The organism is Campylobacter sp. IFREMER_LSEM_CL1085, assembly GCF_025772235.1.
GTDB lineage: Bacteria > Campylobacterota > Campylobacteria > Campylobacterales > Campylobacteraceae > Campylobacter_D > Campylobacter_D lari_D.
Genome location: NZ_JAKMRU010000001.1, coordinates 16,722 through 36,889, shown reverse-complemented (window position 1 = coordinate 36,889; position 20,168 = coordinate 16,722). Strand labels below are relative to the sequence as shown.

The window sequence follows — 20,168 nt, the reverse complement described above, 5'->3', positions numbered from 1 at the left end:
TTCATTTTATAATGCCTTAAATTCATCAAGTGCGTCTAATTTTTCCCAAGGATAATCAGCTTGACCCACTTGACCACGAGCAGCTACATCAGCATACATGAAAGTATCTTTACTTGGTTTATCAAGATTGAATTTATTTTTAATCCAATTTGGAGTTAATGGGAAAGTTTTCATCACAAAATCACTTAAAATATCATCATTTAATCTTGTATTTGTTCCCATGCAATCCACACTTACAGAAGTTGGTTTAGCCACACCTATAGCATAAGAAAGTTGTACTATACATTTTTTAGCAAGCCCTGCTGCTACAATATTTTTAGCAAGCCATCTTGCAGCATAAAGTCCGCTTCTATCAACCTTAGTATAGTCTTTAGAAGATTGTGCACCACCTCCTATTGGAGCATAGCCACCAAAGCTATCTACTATAAGCTTTCTTCCTGTTAAACCACTATCATGTAATGAGCTGTGATTTACATATTTTCCCGTTGGGTTGATTAAAATTCTTGTTTTTTCTGGGCAAAAAAGCTCTTTTGGTAAATTTGAATCCAAAATCAAATCCATCACCAAAGCTCTTAAATCTTCTATTTTCATACTTTCAACACAAGGAGCTGAAACTACAATAGTATGGATACTTTGAGGTTTGCAATTTTCAAAATTTTCTTTATTTGCATAATCAATTGTAACTTGAGTTTTAATATCTACTCCAAGTTTATCAGGATTGTTTTTTGCAAACTCATATACTTTATCACAAAGCATTCTAGCATAAGAAATAGCTGCTGGCATATATTCTTTTGCTTCATTGCTTGCAAAACCAAACATTATACCTTGATCACCTGCTCCAATCTCTCCATCTTCTTGATCAACACCTTGATTGATATCAGGACTTTGCTCATTTAAAAATACCATTACATCTAAATCATCAGGGTGCAAACATTGTTTTTTGCTAAAATGCGGATTTCCATTGTAACCAATATCTGCTAGAGCTTTTTTTACAATATTTTCATAATCTTGTTTTTCTAGTTTATATTTTGATTTAATCTCACCACCAATTACTACTTTATTTCCTGCTACAAAAACCTCACTAGCAACCCTTGAGTCTTTATCATGAGTTAAAAAGGCATCAACTATAGAATCAGCTATAATATCAGCACATTTATCAGGATGTCCTGCACTAACAACTTCAGAAGTAAATAAATACATATTTTATATTCCTTATCATAAAAAATTCTAGCTTTATTTTAACACAAGCTAACTTAAAAATCAAAAAGCTTATTTAAGCTTTACTTTGCTAGAATAAATTTAAATTTATCACTACAAAAAAGGTAAGAAATGAGTTTATTTTCTTATGCAATCAAACGCTATAAAGATGGAAATCTTATTTTACAAATTTGCATAGGTATTGTTTTAGGAATTTTAGTAGGTATTTTTTCTAAAGATTTAGCTATTTTTGCAAATATTTTTGGTGCTTTATTTACAGGAGCTTTAAAAGCTATAGCACCAATTTTAGTTTTTATTTTAATTTTAACAACCATTTGCACAAAAGAATTTAATCATGGAAGTGAGAAAATAAAACACATTATTTTCTTGTATATTTTTGGAACCTTTTTAGCTTCTTTAAGCGCAGTTAGTATAAGTTTTATCTTTCCTGTAGAATTAGTATTAACCGATATTGAAAAAGCTTCCACTACAAGCCCTGTGCATATAGGCGAAGTATTTAAAACCTTACTATTTCAAGTAGTAGACAACCCGATCCATGCCTTATCTTCAGGAAATTATTTAAGCATATTAGCTTGGGCTATTGGTGGAGGTTTTGCTCTAAGACATTGCTCTAATGATGCAAAACAACTTTTTACTGATATAAACGAGGGTGTATTAAAAATTGTTAAATTTATAGTCAAGCTTGCTCCTTTTGGAATTTTTGGACTTGTGGCTAATTCAGTTGCCCAAACAGGAGCAGCAGGACTTTTAAGTTATGTTAAATTATTAATAATTTTAGTTTTGACTATGTTTTTTGTAGCTTTTGTGATTAATGCTTTAATTGTCTTTGCTTATACAAAGAAAAATCCTTATCCTTTGATTTTTATTTGTTTAAAACATAGCGCTGTTTTTGCATTTTTCACAAGAAGTTCTGCAGCAAATATTCCTGTAAATATGGCACTTTGCTCCAAATTAAATATCAACAATAATCTATATAGCATTTCTATTCCACTAGGTGCTACGATTAATATGGCAGGGGCAGCTGTAACCATAGCTATATTAAGTCTTGCGGCAGCTCACACAGTAGGTATTGAAATAAATTTTTTACAAGCTATGCTTTTGAGTGTTTTAGCTGCATTTGCAGCTTGTGGAGCTAGCGGGGTTGCTGGAGGTTCACTCTTACTTATACCACTTGCTTGCTCTTTGTTTAATATTGATTATGACATAGCTATGCAAGTAGTTGCGGTTGGTTTTATCATAGGGGTTATCCAAGATAGTGTTGAAACTGCATTAAATAGCTCAACAGATGTTTTATTTAGTGCTATTTGTTCAGATAATGAGCTTAATTTAAAAATTTAAGGAGGACTTATGAGGCATTTAATTACTACAAAAGATTTTAACAATGATGAAATCTTGGCTTTATTTAAAGAAGCAAAAGAATTTTTGGATGAAAAACCGCGTACATTTTTAGAAGGAAAAAGTGTTACAACAATTTTCTTTGAAAATTCAACACGCACTCAATCAAGCTTTGAAACAGCCGCAAGAAGACTAGGTGCTAAAGTTTTAAAATTAGATGTTTCAAGAAGTAGTTCAAGCAAAGGTGAAACACTTTTTGATACTGCTGCGAATTTAGATGCAATGGCACCAAGTGCTATTGTAGTTAGACACAAAAACTCAGGTGTACCTCATACTTTAGCAAATTATACTCATTGTCCTATAGTTAATGGAGGTGATGGTAAACACGCTCATCCTACCCAAGCTTTGCTTGATCTTTTTACCATAATGGAGCATTTTGATTATAATGTTAAAGGTAAAAAAATAGCAATAGCAGGAGATATTAAAAACTCACGCGTTGCTGCTTCAAATTTAGAATTATTACCTCGTTTTGGTATAGACATTACCCTAGTAGCCCCGCCTCATTTTATGCCAAATTATCCTATTAAAAAAACAAATAAACTAAAAGAAGTTATTGATGATGTAGATATTATCATGAGTCTTAGAACACAAACTGAAAGACACAATATTCCAACCTATGCATCGCTTAAAGATTATGCAAATGATTTTTGTATTAGCAAAGATTTAATAAAAGATAAAAATCTCATTATCTTACATCCTGGTCCTGTACATAGAAATATCGATATTAGCGATGAAGTAATGGCTGATAAAAGATGTAAGGTTTTAACTCAAGTTAAAAATGGTGTTGCCATTAGAATGGCTGTATTAAAAAAACTCATTTTAGAAAGCTAAAATCATGCAAAATTGGAACTTAAATATATTATTTAAAGATGAGCAAGAATTAAATCTTTTTTTACAAAAAATTCAAGATGAAGCTTGTGAATTTAAAAAACAATATGAAAATAATCTTCATAGTTTAAGCAATGAGCAATTCTTGCAAGCTTTAAAAAACTATGAAGAATTAATCTTAAAACTTTCTCACATACTAACCTATGTGTATTTAAATTTTGCTCAAGATACTACCAAAGGTGCCTTTTATGCAAAATATGAAAATTTAAGTAAAAAAATAGAAGAAAATCTTTTATTTTTTGAACTTGAATTTTGTGAGTTAAAAGAAGAAAAAAGTAAAACTTTCATCACATTTTGCAAAGATTATGAGTTTTATTTAAATAATCTTATCAAACACAAAAAACACAATCTTTCTAAAAAAGAAGAAAGAGTTATCCTAACTCTATCAAGTACAGGTTCAAATGCATTTGCAAGATTATTTGATGAAACCTTTAGTGCTTTAAAATTTAATTTTGAAGGGCAAAAATTAAGCGAGGAAGAAATTCTAAGCAAGCTTTATGATAAAGATAGAAGTATAAGAAAAAAAGCTTCAAAATGCTTTAGTAAAACCTTAAAAAAACAAAACAAGCTTTTAATATATATTTTTAATATGATTAAAAGCGAACTTGCTAGTATTTGTGAGTTAAGAGCCTATGAAAGTCCTGAAACTCCAAGACATATAAGAAATCAAATTTCTAAAAAAAGTGTTGATGCGCTTATTAGTGCTAGCGAGAATAGCTTTGATATTGTTTCTAAATTTTATAATGCAAAGAAAAAAATTCTAGGGTATAAAAAGTTAAAAGATTATGATCGTTATGCGCCTATTGGAAAAGAAATGCAAGTTGATTTTGATCAAGGAAAGGATATAGTTTTAAAAGCCTTTGAAAAATTTTCTAAAGATTTTTATATGATAGCAAAAGAAGCTTTTGAGAATAACTGGATTGATATCTATCCTAAAGAATTTAAACAAAGTGGAGCATTTTCTCACTCAAGCACGCCGCTAAGTCATCCTTTCATACTTTTAAACTATACCAACCAAAGACGCGATCTTTTCACCCTGGCACATGAGCTAGGCCACACTATACATCAAAAACTTTCTTATAAAGTAAGTTTTTTAAATCAAGATACACCGTTAACTACAGCAGAAACTGCTTCAGTGTTTGCAGAAATGTTGATTTTTGATTATATTAAAGAAAATTTAGACAAAGAAGAGCTTTTATCTTTATATGCAGCAAAAATTGAAGATATTTTTGCTACTCTTTATAGACAAATTAATTTTACTACTTTTGAACGCAGATTTCATGCTAAAAAAGAAGAGCTAAGCGCGCAAGAACTAAGTGAAATTTGGCTTGAAGAATCAAGAAAAATGTTTCAAGATAGCGTAGTTTTAACCAAAAATTATGGCCTTTGGTATTCTTATATACCACATTTTATACACTCTCCATTTTACTGCTATGCTTATGCTTATGCACAACTTTTAGTTTTAGCACTCTATGGTCTATATAAAAGTGGCAAATGCTCTAATTTTACTTCAATTTATATTGAGTTTTTAAGTAGCGGGGGAAGCAAAAGCCCAAAAGAACTTGTAGCTATGTTTGGCTTTGATATAGAAAGTGATGAATTTTGGAATATAGGCTTAGAGCAAGTTAGGATACTAGTAGATGAATTTTTAAGGCTAAGCAATGATTGATAAAATTTTAAATAATAAAAATTTTATAACTTTAATGCAAAAAAGCATTTATGAATGTTTGCAAATTTTAATCCAAGAAGATATTGAGTTTAATATCATTGTAAATACTAAATTTGTTACACTCGAACCTCCTTTACCACCAGAATTAGATGTAGTGAGCAAAAATCCTTATTGTCTTTTTGCACTTGGTGGTTATACTTTTAAATCCATAGTTTTAACAAATGAGCATATAGAATTTCACGCAGGTTTTGGACCTGATGATTTTGCAACCTTTGTGAAAGTGGATTTAGGGGCAATTACTCAAATTCAAGTTGAAGATAATATCATTTTTGTCAATTTTTCAAACTATTTTAAAAAGCAAAATGATCAAAAGTTAAAAGAAAAATCCATGAATGCTTTTTTAAACAATCCCAACAATAAAGATTTATTTAAAAAATGAGTTTTTTTGAAGGTTTAAATGATAGCCAAAAAGAAGCTATCATGCATATTGATGGAGCTATGCTAATACTAGCAGGTGCAGGTAGCGGAAAGACTAAAACCATTACCACTAGACTTGCCTATTTAATCGATCATGTAGGTATTCCTGCGCAAAATACCCTCACGCTAACCTTTACAAATAAAGCTGCTAATGTAATGAAAACAAGAGCCTTAGCACTTTTACAAGATCAAAATTTACATAATCCCCTTTTATGTACTTTTCATAAATTTGGTTTGTTATTTTTAAGACTTTATAGCGAAAGAATTAATAGAGCAAATAATTTTGTCATTATTGATACAGATGATAAAAAGAAAATATTAAAAGATTTAGCTAGCGAAAATTTGCAAAGCTCTTTAGCAAGCATAGGTGCTTATATTTCAAATTTTAAAAATCAAAGCAAAAGCGCTCAAGAAATACGCAAAGAATTAGAATTTTTAAAAGATGAAAAAAACAAAAATTACGAAGAAATCATTCATTTATATGAGCAATATGAGCATTTTTTAATCCAAAATAATTTCATGGATTTTGATGATTTACTCATGCTAACTAATAAAATTTTAGAAGATGAACAATTTGCACAAGAGCAAAGTCAAAAATATACCTATATAACAGTAGATGAGTATCAAGATACCAATGCCTTACAATATCAAATTCTAAAAAAACTTTGCGTGTCTCATGAAAACATTTGCGTGGTGGGTGATGATGATCAAAGTATTTATGGTTGGCGCGGGGCTAAAATAGAAAATATCTTAAATTTCAAAGAACAATTTAACAATGTAAAATTAGTAAAACTAGAGCAAAATTATCGCTCAACTAGCGCTATTTTGCAAGCTGCAAATGAGCTTATAGAGCATAATAGAAAAAGACTAGGAAAAACTTTGATTTGTACCAAAGATGAGGGCGAAGAAATTACAATTTTACAAAATGATGATGAAAAAATTGAAAGTTTTAAGGTTGCAAGAGAAGTTTCAAAACTTTTAAACTCAGGGATTAATCCTAGTGAAATAGCCATACTTTATAGAGTAAATGCCCTATCTCGTGCTCTTGAAGAAGCTTTTAGCAAAGAAAAAATTCCTTTTAAATTGCTAAGTGGAATTCGTTTTTATGAAAGAGCTGAAATTAAAGATATTATTTCTTATTTAAGATTGCTTTCAAATTTAAATGATGATTATTCTTTTAAACGCATTATCAACCGCCCTAAAAGAAACTTTGGTAATGCAAGTTTAGAAAAGCTAGAAAATTATGCCAAAGAAAATCATTTGTCTTTATTTGAAAGCCTATGTGCTTTGCAAGGAAGTGGTTTTTTTAGTAAAAAAACGGACAAAGAATTAGAAAAATTCATACTAAGCATACACAAAATCAAAGAAAAAGATGATTTGCTTGCAATGATTTTAGCCTTAGAAGAAGAATTTAAAATCAAAGAATTTTACAAAGATAATCCAGAGGGCGAAGATAAACTTTTAAATATAGATGAACTTTATGCTAATTTAAAAGATAAAATTACTCATGGAAATTATAATGGCTTAGATGATATTTTAAATGAAATTTCTTTACTTAATGAGCAAGATGGACTTGATAAAGAAAGTATTTGTATTATGAGTATTCATGCAAGCAAAGGACTTGAGTTTGATTATGTTTTTATCATAGGTTTAGAAGAAGGATTTTTCCCACTCACTAGCGAATCAAGCAATATAGAAGAAGAAAGAAGACTTGCCTATGTAGCAATCACTAGAGCCAAGAAAAAACTTTATTTAAGTTATGCTAATTCTAGATTTTATAAGGGAAGTCGCACAAGATTAGAAAAAAGTAGATTTTTTGGTGAGAGTAATGTAATCAAAAAAGAATTAACACTAGATCATCAAAAAAATTGCTACAAAAAAGGCGATTTAATCAAACATAAAATTTTTGGCATAGGCAGAGTCACTGGGGTAAGTAAAATAGGTGCTGAAGAAAAACTCACGATTAATTTTGGAGGCATAGAAAGAATGATAATGTCAAGTTTTGTGGAAAAAGTGATATGAATAAACTTTTTGTAGCTTACAAACCAAGTGGTATGAGTTCTAATACTTTTTTAGGCAAACTCAAGAAAAAATATAAAAATAAAAAAGCAGGTTTTTCAGGAACACTTGATCCTTTTGCAAAAGGTGTTTTACTCATAGCCTTTGATCAATACACAAAACTTTTTCGTTTTTTTGATAAAAATCCAAAAGTTTATAAAGCAACACTTTGGCTAGGCGTGCATTCACTAAGCCTTGATAATCAAAATATCAAAGAAATCAATCTTATAAATGCTTTTGATGAGCAAATTTTAGAACAAATTAAAAATGAACTTTTAGGTAAAATCACCTACACCCCACCCGCATTTTGTGCAAAAAAAATAGATGGAGTGCGCTCTTATGAGCTTGCAAAAAGAGGTTTTGAAGTCAATTTAAAATCCTGCGTTATGGAAATTTTTTATACTAAAATTTTACACTATAACCACCCCTTTTTAACCATAGAAATAGCAGTTAGTGAGGGTTCTTATATACGCTCTTATTGTGAATTATTTGCTAGAAAACTTGGTATTAAAGCCACATTAAGCTCATTAGAGCGTTTAAGCGAGGGAAGGTTTTTTTATGAGAATGAAAAAGAGTTAAATCCTTTAGCTTATTTAAATCTTAGAAAAAATACGATAAAATACCCCCAAAAATTACACAATGGACAAAAAATATTTTTGGACGATTTGGAAATTCAAGAAGAAGGTAGCTATATTTTAGAAGAAAAAGATTTTTTTTCTATCATTTCTATCCAAGATAATCAAGTGCAATATTATTTAAATAAGGTATTAAAATGTTAATTTTATCAAGAAAAGAAAATGAAAGTATAAAAATCGGAGATGATATAGAAATCAAAGTAGTTCAAACAGGCAAAGGCTATGCTAAAATAGGCATCGAAGCTCCAAAGTCTTTAATGATACTACGCAAAGAGCTTATCGAGCAAGTAAAAAGTGAAAATTTACATGCAATTAGTGATGAAACGATAAAACTTGACGATCTGAGTAAAAAGCTTAAAAAATGAAAGCTTACGCAAAAGCTAATATTTTTTTAAAAATCATAGGAATTGACTCAAGATCTTATCATTTATTACAATCACGCTTTGTTTTATTAAAAGATATTTTTGATGAGTTAAACTTTAGTGATGAAAAAACCAAAGAAGGGTTTGAAATCACTGGAAATTTTACCCAAGATACCATCATACACAAAGCTTATAAAGAATTAGAAAATTTAGGATTTTCTAATGAATTAAATGAATTTTTTAAAGACAAAAGTTTAAAGCTTATCAAAAACATTCCCATAGGTGGAGGCCTTGGTGGAAGCAGTACCGATGCGGTTGTATTTTTATTAATGATCAACGAAACTTTAAATTTAAAACTCAATCAACAACAACTTAAACAAATCTGCCAAAACCTTGGCTCTGATTTAATCTTTTTTTTAAGCGGATATGATAGTGCAAATGTTAGCGGGTGTGGCGAGATTGTAGAATATTTTGAAGATGATTTTGCCCAACTTGATTTTACTTTTCCAGCTATTGAATGCTCAAGTGCAAAAGTATATAAAGCATTTGATGAAAGTTCATATGATTTAACAGCGAATTTAAATTTAGCCAAAACACTTAAAACACTCAAAACAAGTGAAATTTTAGAGTATAAAAATACTGATTTAAACGACTTATTTGCTCCTTGTGTAAAAATTTATCCTAAAATGCAAACTTTTCTTAATGAGGCTTATTTTTTAAGTGGAAGTGGAAGTGGAGTTTTTAAGGCTAAATGATGAAAAAAACTATAGTAAAAAACAAAAAAGCTTTTTTTGATTATGAAATTTTGGAAAAATTTGAAGCAGGTATTGTTTTAAAAGGTTCTGAAGTAGTGGCATTAAGAGCTAGTAGAGCAAATTTGAAAGATTCTTTTGTGCGTATTATCAAAGGTGAAATTTTCTTACTTAATGCTCATATTTCTCATCTTAGCACTACACATTCTTTTTATAAGCATGATGAAAAAGGTGCGCGAAAACTTTTAATGCATAAAAAGCAAATCGATAGGCTTTTTGGTAAAATTAGCACCCAAGGCTTTACTATAGTGCCATTAGAACTTTATTTTAATGAAAAAAATAAAGCAAAAGTCTTAATAGCCTTAGCCAAAGGAAAAAACTTACACGATAAAAGAGAAAGCTTAAAGAAAAAACAAGCAGATCTTGAAGCAAGAGCTGCTATGAAAAATCATTATTAAAAAAGGATTTTGATGAAAAAAATTACTTATTTATTTTTTACATTTGCTTTTGCATTTTTAATAAGTGCTTGCTCAAGTGAAGAAAAAATCGAAAATGAATTTGCATTTGCTGAGTATAAAATGGGTGATGAAATTCTTTTAAAAAGTGTCAATGGTGGCGAGAAAACCCTAGTAAGAACACAAAATGGTTTTGTAGTAAAAGGTGAAGAGGGTAAAATTTTAATGTTTGATTTTTTTGGAACCTTTTGCACACCTTGTCAAGAAGAAGCCACTCATCTAACAAGTTTGTGGCAAAAAAATGCTGACAATTTTATCATCATAGGACTAAGTCATTTTGAAAATGTTAGCGATCAAGCTGTAAAAGATTTTGCCATTAAATATGGGGCGTATTATTTCTTAAGCAATTCTAAAGAAAATGATAGAATTGTTGCACAAGCATTAAAAGATATCAACTATCAAAGCATGGAACAACTTCCTTTTAAAGTAGTTTTAAAAGATGGAAATTATCAAGATCTAACAGATTTTTGGAATAAAGACTCAAAAAGTTATGTGAAATATTATCTTGGAAAAGTTTCTACTCAAACTATGCAAGAAGATATTACTAGGATATTAAATGAGTCTAAAAAATGAAATTTTAGAACAACAAAAACTAGCAGAACCTAAAATGTTTAAGGTTTTGCTTTTAAATGATGATATTACCACCATGGATTTTGTAATTGAAATTTTAATGAATATTTTTCATCATGATTTTGAAAAAGCAAGTGCAATTATGCTTGAAATCCATCATCAAGGAAGCGGAGTTTGTGGCATATACACAGAAGAAATTGCACTTAGCAAAAAACAGCAAGTTGACATGGCAGCAAAAAATAATGATTTTCCACTCCAAACAAGGATAGAAGAACAATGAAATATAAAGAATTGATTGACTCATTTATACCAAATGCAAGACATTTAAGCTTTATCAATCATCATGAATTTATCACTTGTGAGCATTTGCTTTTTGCTTTAGTTAAGCTTAGCGATGATTTTAAAAATCTACTTGAAGAAATCGGAGATGGTGATTTACAAGGCTTTGAAAATGAATTAAAAAATTATCTAGCTAAAAATAATGAAATTTTAAAAAAAGAAATAGAACCTATTTTTTCTGTGATCTTGGAAAATATATTACACAAGCTAAATGCAAAAAATCAAATAAGTGTGATTGATTTTATCATCGCACTTTGCAAAGAAGAAAAAGCTTATTCTTATAATATCTTAAAAAAACACCTAATAGAAGAAGAAAAAATAAAAGAATTGTTACAAAATGCTGAATTTGAAAATTTAAAAACCCATACCATAGAGCTAGTTGAGCTTGCAAAAAAAGGCAAAATAGATCCTGTTATAGGTAGAAAATTTGAACTTGAAAGAATGATGCAAATTCTAAGCCGTCGTAAGAAAAATAATCCTATTTTAGTTGGTGAACCAGGTGTTGGTAAAAGTGCCATTATAGATGGGTTAGCGCTAGCTATAGCTGAAGAAAAAGTACCAAAACATTTAAAAAACTCAAAAATTTATAGCCTTGATATGACAAGCTTGCTTTCGGGGACAAAATATAGGGGTGATTTTGAAAAAAGGTTAAAAGATATCATTAAAGAATTAGAAAATATCCCTAATGCTATTTTATTTATAGATGAAATTCACACCATAGTAGGAACCGGCGCAAGCAATGAAAGTCATGCAGATATGTCAAATTTATTAAAACCTGCATTAAGTAATGGCAACATCAAATGCATAGGTGCAACTACTTTCATAGAATACAAAAATACCTTTGATAAAAACAAAGCTCTAAGTAGAAGATTTGCAAAAATTGATATAGATGAGCCAAGCGAAGAAGAGTGTTTTTTGATCTTGCAAGGCTTAAAAAGCAAATATGAAAATTTTCACAAAATCAAAATTAGTGATGAAATTTTACAAACAAGCATAAAACTAGCAAAACAATTTTTACATGATAAATTTTTACCCGATAGTGCAATTGATTTAATTGATGAACTTGGCGCAAGCTTTGCTTTAGAAGATAAAAAAAGTAAAAAAATAGTAAAAATAAAAGATTTAGAAAATACTTTAGCAAGAATGACACATTCTCATAAAATTTATGAAAGTGATCAAGGTAAAATCTTAAAAAATTTAGAGCAAAACTTAAAGCAAAATATTTTTGGACAAGATGAAGCCATTAAAGCTTTGTGTTCTATTTTAAAACAAAGCTATGCGGGGTTAAAAGGCAAAAATACCCCAAAAGGCGTGTTTTTATTTACCGGTTCAAGTGGAGTTGGTAAAACCGAACTTGCAAAAAATTTAGCACAAATTTTAAACCTTAATCTTGAAAGATTTGACATGAGTGAATACTCGCAAAAACATGATGTGAGCAAACTCATAGGAACTTCAGCAGGTTATGTGGGCTATGAAGATGGTGGCTTGCTTAGTAACAGCATTAGAAAAAATCCATTTAGCGTAGTCTTATTTGATGAGATAGAAAAAGCTCATCCTGATTTAACTAATACCTTTTTACAAATTTTTGATAATGCAAGTTTAACAGATAATAGTGGATTAAAAGCTGATTTTAAAAATACTATTATCATTATGACTTCAAATTTAGGTCTCAAAGAAAGTAATGAGCTTGGTTTTTTAAGCAGCGATAAAGAAAAAAGTAATAAAGCCATAAAAGATTTCTTCGCACCTGAATTTATCAACCGTATAGATAAAATCATTCATTTTAATGACTTAAGTCAAGAAATTTTAGAACAAATCGTTCAAAAAGAACTAGATTTAATGGCAAAAAATTTAAACAACATCACCATGGAAGCTGATAAAAAAGTAAAAGAATTTCTTGCTAAAAAAACTAATAATAAAGAATTTGGAGTAAGATTATTAAAACGCATTATTGCTGAAGAATTAGGAGAGAGATTAAGTGATGAAATTTTATTTGGAAAATTAAAAAATGGTGGTAAATTAAAACTCAAACTTTCCAAAAATGAAAAAATTGAATTTGTATTCTAAACTTTTAAAAAGCCCTGATGATGCGCCTGTTTTTATTAGTGAAAAACTAGAAGTAGATTTTATACCTCATGCTTATAGCTTAGGGCTTTTTCCATGGACTAGCAATCCTGTTACTTGGTGGTGTCCTTCTCCTAGAATGGTACTTTTACCTGATGAAGTGCGCATACAAAAAAGCATAAAAAAAGCTTTAAAAACTTATGAAATAAGACTTAATTTTGATTTTAACTCGCTTATCAAACATTGTGCAAAAAGAAAAAAAACTTGGATAAGTCAAGAATTTATACAAGTTTATACAAAGCTTTTTGAGCAAAATTTAGCTCATAGTGTTGAAGTTTATGAAAATGATATTTTAATCGGCGGTTTATACGGACTTATAATAGGTAAAATATTTTTTGGTGAAAGCATGATAAGTCTTAAAAAAGATACCTCAAAAGTAGCCCTAATAAGACTTTGTGAGCTTTTAAAACCATATGATTTTTTAATAGATTGTCAAGTGCCTAATGAGCATTTAAAATTTATGGGTGCTAAAGAAATGACAAAAAAAGATTTTTTGAAAACACTAGAAAAAAAAGTTTCACTTGAAAGTGGCTTTAAAAATTTCAAAAATTTACTATAAAAAGATATACTTATACATAAATAAAATTGCATAAATATTTTGGAATGATTTTTGCTTTTAGTCTATAAAAGCTTTATTTTAAAGGAAAAATTATGATAAGCCCTTTTAAGTCAAAAGAACTTATTGTTGATGCTTTAGCAGGAAGAAACCTAAGAAGTCAAATGATTAATTCTAACCTTGCAAATGTTGATACTCCTTTTTATAAAGCAAGAGATATAGAATTTGAAACTGCTTTAGTTGATAGAGCAAATGAAATTTTCAAAAAAAAAGATACTAAAGAGCTTGAATTAGCAAGCACAAATACAAATCATCAAAAACCTTGGAAATTTCCAGACCCTAATAAATCAACTATTTATTTAAGAGATGGGCATTTGGCAAGAAATGATGCAAATACAGTAGATCTTGATGTAGAAACTACTGAAATGAGCAAAAATACTATGATGATTTCTGCTTTAGATGGTGTTTTAAGAAGACAAAGTAATATTTTTTCAACCATCATAGAAACAAGCTCTAAATTAGGCTAGGAGAAAAATAATGGCTTATTTAAGTGATTTTGATATTAGTGGATATGGACTTAGTGCTCAACGCTTTAGAATGAATGTAATTAGCTCAAATATAGCTAATGCTAATACTACTAGAACAGCAGAAGGTGGTCCATATAGAAGAAGAGAAGTGATTTTTAAAGCAACTGATTTTAACGAATTGCTAAACAAGCAAATAGCTAAAGATAATAATTTTTTAGAATATGAAAATCCTTTAAACGATCCTGCTTCACAAAAAGATGCAAAACCTGCTATAATGAGCGTAGTAGTTGATAAAGTTGTAAGAGATGATAAAGATTTTCGTATGAAATTTGACCCATCTCATCCAGATGCGAATGAACAAGGTTATGTTGCTTATCCAAATATAAATCCTGTTATTGAAATGGCCGATTTAATAGAAGCAACAAGAGCTTATCAAGCTAATGTAAGTGCCTTTACTAGCACCAAAACTATAGCACAAAGTGCGATAGATTTACTAAGAGGTTAAAATAAATGAACACTATTAATGGTATAAATCAATTTAACAATGTTAATAACAAAAACAATAATAACAACACAAGCAACATAGGAGATGAGTTTTCGAGTTTATTAAAAAATTCCATCAACGATCTTAATAAAACTCAAGAAACCGCCGAAGCTGCTATGGTAGACATTGCAACAGGTGAAGTCAAAGACTTACATCAAGCTGCAATTGCGATTAGCAAAGCTGAATCAAGTATGAAATTTATGCTTGAAGTTAGAAATAAGGCTATAAACGCATATAAAGAAATTTCAAGAACTCAAATTTAATATATGCTTTCAAATACCATTAGAAATAGGGTTTCAAAAGTAGCTTTTGCTTTTTGTATGGCTCTGTTTTTTATGGCCTTATTTTTACTTTCTACTTTTTTTCTAACCTCAAAACGCCATATACCAAACACTCAAAAAGAACAATATTTTTCCGCTCTTAGAGGTAATATCATCACAAGCGATAATTTTACCGTAACTTCTAGTAGGCAAATTTATAGAGCTGAAATTGATCTAAGGAGCTTAAATCCCGATAAAAAGGATTTATTTTTAACTCTTTTTCAAATTTATAGTGGCGCAAGTGATGAACAAATGCAAGATATAAAAAAAAGAATGCTTGCAAAGAAAAAAAGAAGTTATAATTTTATTTTACTCCAAGATATTAACTCAAAAGACGCAAGTTATTTAAAAGAACTAGCTAAAAAACTTTATACTCAAGGTTTTTTTAAATCTTTCACAAATAATAATGGCAGAGTGGAGACAAGAGGGCTTGATATTATAGAACACAAAGAAGATCGTGTATATATGCCAAAAGATTCACTTACTCCAATCATAGGCTACACAAGAACCTATATGGATGAGCAAAGTGAAATTTTTAAAAATGTCGGCATAAAAGGTTTGGAAAAATACTATAATGAATGTTTAAATCCTTTGCAAAATGCTAAAATTCAAGGTTTAAGAGATATAGGTGGTAATATTATCTTAAATTTGCATTCTTATGAACAACGCAAAATAGATGGTTGTAATTTATACTTAAATATTTCCTTAAAACTTCAAAAAGGTTTAGAAAAAGCTATCGATAAAAGAAATGAAGATCTAAAAGCCAATGAAATTATAGTTGCCATCATGGAAAGCAAAAGCGGAAAAATTCTAGCACTTGCTAGCTCAAGAAGATATGATCCACAAAATCGCGGAAAAGATCTATCTGTACTCAATGCAAGCGCCATAGAATATGGCTATGAAGCAGGATCTGTTATAAAACCTTTTATATTTACCACTGCATTAATGCTTGATAAAATCAAAGTTGATGAAATCATTGATACTCAAGGTGGACAATACAAACTTGGTCGTTTTACCATACGCGACGATCATAAAAAAAATAAAATGAGCATGGAAGAAGTTATTACTTACTCTTCAAATGTCGGTATGATTAAAATTGCCCAAAGATTAAGTAATCTTGAAATCATCTCAGGACTTAGAATTTTTCGTTTTGGAGAAAAAAGCGGTATTGATCTTCCTTATGAGCAAAAAGGAGAAATACCAAATCCAAAAAGATTAAGAGAAGTTGAAAAATCTGTATTAAGTTATGGTTATGGCTTGAAAACAACTTTTATACAACTTTTAGCTGCTTATAATGTATTTAACAATGATGGAATTTACATCACCCCACAAATTGCAAATAAAATTTATCAAGATGGGCGTTTAATAAAACTTGATGATGAAGTTAAGAAAGAAAAAATTCTTTCAAGCAAAGCTGCCAAAGAAATGCAGCAAATTTTAATTAATGTTATAGAAAAAGGAACCGGTAAAAAAGCACGAACTCAAGGTATCATTATAGGTGGAAAAACGGGTACAGCTAGGATTGCTGAAAGAAAAGGCTATACTTCAAATCGCTATAATGCCTCGTTTTTTGGCTTTGCAAATGATGAGAAAAATACCTATACCATTGGAGTTTTAGTAAGACATCCTACCAAAGCTTATAGTTATTATGCTGCACAAAGTGCTTTGCCTATGTTTAAAGATACAGTAAATCTTTTGATTAAAGAAAGTTATTTAAAACCAATAGAAAACAAAAACAATGACATTAAAAAATAAAATTACAATAATAATCTTTTTTTATATTGATTTTTTGTTTCGCTTATTTAAAACATTGGGTTTTATTATTTATAACTTTACTTGTGTTTTTAGTTATATTGTATTTACTCAAACTGCAATCAAAAAAGATAATACACAAACCAAAAACAAAAGAAACTCTTAAATATTTGATACTACCAGATATTCCGCTTAAAAATATAGATACATGCAATGTTGACAATATTGAAGGAGTGTTTTTAGGATATAAGATCCAACAAGCTCTAAATAACTACAACAAAAAAGCTTAAAAATTCATTGCTGGGATGTTTCAAATGTATTATGGATGGAATATGCATTTTTTTGTGAATCTATTTTCAAAATTCCTTTTTCAAAAACTCCAAAATTTAATCAAGATTTAAACAATTGGAATATTGATAGTGTTATAAGCACACAAAGTATGTTTAGTGGATGTATAAATTTCAATCAAAAACTATCAAACTGGAATTTAGAAAATATCCCGAGAAAAAAATATATGTTTTTTTAATACCGCTATAAAACATTAATATAAAAACTATATTTTTACTTGATTTAAAATAAACTCTATAAACTCATCACTATCATTAGGACATTTAATAAGCTCATAATCGCTTTTTGCTAAGTGCCTATATTCAACTCCAAGCTCAAAAATCGTTTCAGAGCAATCTATACAAAAAGATATAGGATAAATCAAAGCTTTTTGATCTAAACTTTCTAAAATATCACTTGTGTTAGGCTCAAGCCATTTAACTGGACCTAGTTTTGATTGATACGATAAAATGATTTGGTCAAATTTATTTTTAAGTTTTCCTTTTAAAATATCCACATGCTCTTGCACATGTTTTTCATACAAATCACCTTTTTTAATTACTGAAAGCGGTAAAGAATGCGCAGAAAAAATCAAAGTTTTATAATCGTATTCTCTTTTTTTTTCTAAAATATGCTTTATAATCATTTCATTATAAAGTTCATCTTTATAAAAAACATCAATGATTTTTACATTAACTTGGTTTTGGATATTTCTTAGCTCATTTTCCACTACTTCTAAAGAACTAGTTACAGTGGTTTTAGAATGATGAGGATACAAAGGAAATAAAATAATTTCATCATTTTGCTTAAAATCATATTCTGAAAAAACCTCATTTGCAAAAGGTGGCACATAAAGACTAATAAAATCGAATTTATATTCTCTAGTTTTAGAATTTAATTTATCACATAAACTTTGTGTGATTTGAGTAAGTGGGGATTTCCCACCCATTTTTTCATAGTTTTGTTTCATAGCTTTTAATCTTGATTTTCTTATCATAAAAGCTACAAATTTTCTTAAAAAAACATTTTTTATCCCTAAAATATAAGGATCATTAAACATATTTTTTAAAAAAACTTCACACTCGTCAAGTTTATTAACCCCGCCCATATTTAAAAAAAAGACATATTTCACTATCAAACACCTTCTAAAATTTCTTGTACCCTCAAAGCATCTTCAATGCTAGCCAAATTTTCGCAAACCCCATTTTGTAAAAACTCAAAAAAAGCCTCATGCTCAGCATATAAAGGAGAATTTTTATATAAATTTGGAATTTTTTGCATATTAATAAAAAGTTCAAAATTTTTAAGATCAAGTTCATAAGTATGTTTTTTACCTAAAAGTGTGATCTTTCTTATAACGCATTGTCCATTCCAACTATCATGGATATTTGCTAAAATATTTTCCAATTTTAAACCTATCATTACCTCATCTTCAAATTTATCATGATGAAAGCTTTTATAAACATTTGCTTTTAAAATTTGTTCTTGACTTAAAAATCTAACTAAGTCAATATCATGCACACTAAGATCACTTAAAACACCCACATCATTTATTCTTTGTGGATAAGGAGAAATTCTTTGTATGTTAATACTTATAATCTCATCTTCTAAAAGTTTTTCTTTTAAAGTTAAAATAGCCGGATTAAATCTCTCACAAAAGCCCACCCCTACTCTGACTTTATTTTCTCTAGCTTTTTGCTCTAAAATTAAAATTTCATCTACATTTAATGCCAAAGGTTTTTCTATCAAAATATTTTTTATTTTAGGAAAAACCTTTAAAGCTATATCTAAATGCGTATGAGTAGGCGTGGCAATGATAACACCATCAAGATTTTGTGCTAAAAAATCATCAAAATTTTTATGAAAAAAGTGTTTAAATTTATCTTTACAGAAAGGATCATAAAGATGAATTTCTTTTACTTTTAAATTACGCTCGAGTTCTCTTAAATGGTTTTTACCCATTTTACCAAGGCCTATAAGCCCTATTTTCATTTAAAAGCCTCAATCACTCTAATTTGGTGTTCTTCTTTTAAAAACGCACTCATAGGTAAGGATAAAATTTCATCACTTAATAGCTCTGTATTTGGCAAATCACCTTTTTTATAAGCAAGATAATCGAAAGCTTCTTGCAAATGAAGCCCCAAAGGATAATGCACCGCAGTAGGTATACCTTGCTCTTGTAATTTTTGCATGAATTTTTCTCTATTCTTTACACGCACGCTATATTGAGCCCAAGCACTCACAAAATCATCTTTTCTTGGCGGTAAAATACAATTTTTTAAATTTTCATCATAAACTTTTGCTATTACTTCTCTTTTTTTAATCTCTTCATCTAAGTATTTTAATTTCACATTTAAAACAGCCGCTTGGATGGTATCAAGCCTTCCATTAATACCGATGTATTTATGCTTATATCTTTGCACTTGTCCATGATTTAAATAAATTTTTATTTTTTGCGCTAATTCATCATCTTGGGTAAAAATCGCCCCGCCATCTCCATAAGTACCTAAAGGCTTAGACGGAAAAAAGCTTGTGCAAGATATATCAGCTATAACACATGATTTTACACCCTTTTGACTAGCTCCAAAACTTTGTGCGCTATCTTCTATCAAAGCGATGTTTTGACTTTTACAAAGTTCTTTTAAAGCAAACATATCAGGCATAAGCCCAAAAATACTCACAGCAATTACAGCTTTAGTTTTAGGCGTGATAGCACTTTGAACTTTTTCTAAACTAAGATTATAATCTTTAAAATCAATATCTACAAAAACGGGCTTAGCGCCGATTAGAGCAACCATTTCAGCTGTAGCTATAAAGGTAAAACTTGGCACTATTACCTCATCATCCCTACCCACACCCAAAGCCATTAAGGCTAAAAATAACGCACTTGTGCCACTTGAACAGCCTATTGCATGTTTGACACCTGCATATTTAGCCAAATTATTTTCAAATTCTTCTAATTTTGCACCACCTATAAAAGAGGTGCTTTGTAAAACTTCGCCAATAGCCTCATCGATTTCATTTTTATAAGCATTATATTGAGCATTTAAGTCTATAAAAGGAATTTTCATTATATTAACCTTATAAATTTAAAATCATGATTATAAGATAGTTTTACTTAATTTAAAGTATTTTTGGTA

At 29.3% G+C, this 20,168-nt stretch carries 22 protein-coding genes; 18 read left to right on the top strand and 4 right to left on the bottom strand.

The genetic code is table 11. From position 1 onward, the window contains the following. Window positions 1–6: 6 nt before the first annotated feature. A complete protein-coding gene (metK, locus tag L8W56_RS00205; RefSeq protein ID WP_133318704.1) occupies window positions 7–1,200 on the bottom strand; it encodes a methionine adenosyltransferase in 1,194 nt (397 codons plus the stop codon). Window positions 1,201–1,329: 129 nt separating this feature from the next. Here metK and sstT point away from each other — a divergent pair, with 129 nt between their 5' ends. The 18 genes from sstT (at window position 1,330) to L8W56_RS00115 (ending at window position 17,227) form a co-directional block, all read left to right on the top strand. Further along, complete coding sequence (gene sstT, locus L8W56_RS00200) at window positions 1,330–2,556, top strand: serine/threonine transporter SstT (RefSeq protein ID WP_263659036.1); 1,227 nt, start codon at window positions 1,330–1,332, stop codon at window positions 2,554–2,556. Between the two features lie 9 nt (window positions 2,557–2,565). Continuing rightward, the gene (locus L8W56_RS00195) at window positions 2,566–3,444 is read left to right on the top strand and encodes an aspartate carbamoyltransferase catalytic subunit (protein ID WP_220566872.1); all 879 of its coding nucleotides are present in this window, start codon (window positions 2,566–2,568) and stop codon (window positions 3,442–3,444) included. 4 nt (window positions 3,445–3,448) lie between these two features. Then, the gene (locus tag L8W56_RS00190; RefSeq protein WP_263659035.1) at window positions 3,449–5,170 is read left to right on the top strand and encodes a M3 family oligoendopeptidase; all 1,722 of its coding nucleotides are present in this window, start codon (window positions 3,449–3,451) and stop codon (window positions 5,168–5,170) included. Then, on the top strand, window positions 5,163–5,609 hold the full coding sequence (locus L8W56_RS00185; RefSeq protein WP_133318700.1) for a hypothetical protein: 447 nt from the start codon (window positions 5,163–5,165) through the stop codon (window positions 5,607–5,609). The genes L8W56_RS00190 and L8W56_RS00185 overlap by 8 nt, the downstream gene beginning before the upstream one ends. Then, complete coding sequence (locus L8W56_RS00180) at window positions 5,606–7,669, top strand: ATP-dependent helicase (protein WP_263659034.1); 2,064 nt, start codon at window positions 5,606–5,608, stop codon at window positions 7,667–7,669. The genes L8W56_RS00185 and L8W56_RS00180 overlap by 4 nt, the downstream gene beginning before the upstream one ends. Further along, a complete protein-coding gene (gene truB / locus L8W56_RS00175; protein ID WP_263659033.1) occupies window positions 7,666–8,484 on the top strand; it encodes a tRNA pseudouridine(55) synthase TruB in 819 nt (272 codons plus the stop codon). The genes L8W56_RS00180 and truB overlap by 4 nt, the downstream gene beginning before the upstream one ends. Beyond that, window positions 8,478–8,705, top strand: coding sequence for a carbon storage regulator CsrA (gene csrA / locus L8W56_RS00170; protein ID WP_012661763.1), 228 nt, complete (start codon window positions 8,478–8,480; stop codon window positions 8,703–8,705). Before truB ends, csrA begins: the two co-directional genes overlap by 7 nt. Then, complete coding sequence (locus L8W56_RS00165) at window positions 8,702–9,457, top strand: 4-(cytidine 5'-diphospho)-2-C-methyl-D-erythritol kinase (protein ID WP_263659032.1); 756 nt, start codon at window positions 8,702–8,704, stop codon at window positions 9,455–9,457. Before csrA ends, L8W56_RS00165 begins: the two co-directional genes overlap by 4 nt. Then, a complete protein-coding gene (gene smpB, locus L8W56_RS00160) occupies window positions 9,457–9,912 on the top strand; it encodes an SsrA-binding protein SmpB (protein ID WP_039668585.1) in 456 nt (151 codons plus the stop codon). The genes L8W56_RS00165 and smpB overlap by 1 nt, the downstream gene beginning before the upstream one ends. A gap of 12 nt (window positions 9,913–9,924) precedes the next feature. Further along, the gene (locus L8W56_RS00155) at window positions 9,925–10,542 is read left to right on the top strand and encodes a TlpA family protein disulfide reductase (RefSeq protein ID WP_263659031.1); all 618 of its coding nucleotides are present in this window, start codon (window positions 9,925–9,927) and stop codon (window positions 10,540–10,542) included. Further along, window positions 10,526–10,819, top strand: a complete 294-nt coding sequence (locus L8W56_RS00150) for an ATP-dependent Clp protease adaptor ClpS (RefSeq protein ID WP_220566880.1) — start codon at window positions 10,526–10,528, stop codon at window positions 10,817–10,819. Before L8W56_RS00155 ends, L8W56_RS00150 begins: the two co-directional genes overlap by 17 nt. After that, window positions 10,816–12,945, top strand: coding sequence for an AAA family ATPase (locus L8W56_RS00145; protein WP_263659030.1), 2,130 nt, complete (start codon window positions 10,816–10,818; stop codon window positions 12,943–12,945). The genes L8W56_RS00150 and L8W56_RS00145 overlap by 4 nt, the downstream gene beginning before the upstream one ends. Then, window positions 12,920–13,561, top strand: a complete 642-nt coding sequence (gene aat, locus L8W56_RS00140; protein WP_263659029.1) for a leucyl/phenylalanyl-tRNA--protein transferase — start codon at window positions 12,920–12,922, stop codon at window positions 13,559–13,561. Before L8W56_RS00145 ends, aat begins: the two co-directional genes overlap by 26 nt. Window positions 13,562–13,653: 92 nt before the next feature. Beyond that, window positions 13,654–14,085, top strand: coding sequence for a flagellar basal body rod protein FlgB (flgB, locus tag L8W56_RS00135; protein WP_263659028.1), 432 nt, complete (start codon window positions 13,654–13,656; stop codon window positions 14,083–14,085). A 10-nt stretch (window positions 14,086–14,095) separates the two neighbouring features. Further along, window positions 14,096–14,590 (top strand): flagellar basal body rod protein FlgC, encoded by a 495-nt coding sequence (gene flgC / locus L8W56_RS00130; protein ID WP_133318691.1) that lies wholly within the window; start codon window positions 14,096–14,098, stop codon window positions 14,588–14,590. Window positions 14,591–14,595: 5 nt separating this feature from the next. Next, on the top strand, window positions 14,596–14,892 hold the full coding sequence (gene fliE, locus L8W56_RS00125; RefSeq protein WP_133318690.1) for a flagellar hook-basal body complex protein FliE: 297 nt from the start codon (window positions 14,596–14,598) through the stop codon (window positions 14,890–14,892). Between the two features lie 3 nt (window positions 14,893–14,895). Beyond that, window positions 14,896–16,704 carry a peptidoglycan D,D-transpeptidase FtsI family protein gene (locus tag L8W56_RS00120; protein WP_220566884.1) on the top strand — a complete coding sequence of 603 codons (1,809 nt, stop codon included), beginning with the start codon at window positions 14,896–14,898 and terminating at the stop codon, window positions 16,702–16,704. Between the two features lie 289 nt (window positions 16,705–16,993). Next, window positions 16,994–17,227, top strand: coding sequence for a BspA family leucine-rich repeat surface protein (locus L8W56_RS00115; protein WP_263659137.1), 234 nt, complete (start codon window positions 16,994–16,996; stop codon window positions 17,225–17,227). Window positions 17,228–17,254: 27 nt separating this feature from the next. On the opposite strand, the gene hemH is transcribed toward L8W56_RS00115, so the two are convergent. Genes hemH through L8W56_RS00100 form a run of 3 tightly spaced genes read right to left on the bottom strand, consistent with a single transcriptional unit; the run spans window position 17,255 to window position 20,093 of the window. After that, on the bottom strand, window positions 17,255–18,160 hold the full coding sequence (hemH, locus tag L8W56_RS00110; protein ID WP_220566886.1) for a ferrochelatase: 906 nt from the start codon (window positions 18,158–18,160) through the stop codon (window positions 17,255–17,257). Between the two features lie 2 nt (window positions 18,161–18,162). Continuing rightward, on the bottom strand, window positions 18,163–19,020 hold the full coding sequence (locus tag L8W56_RS00105; RefSeq protein WP_220566887.1) for a Gfo/Idh/MocA family protein: 858 nt from the start codon (window positions 19,018–19,020) through the stop codon (window positions 18,163–18,165). Next, window positions 19,017–20,093, bottom strand: a complete 1,077-nt coding sequence (locus L8W56_RS00100; protein ID WP_263659136.1) for a DegT/DnrJ/EryC1/StrS family aminotransferase — start codon at window positions 20,091–20,093, stop codon at window positions 19,017–19,019. Before L8W56_RS00100 ends, L8W56_RS00105 begins: the two co-directional genes overlap by 4 nt. Between the last annotated feature and the right edge of the window lie 75 nt (window positions 20,094–20,168).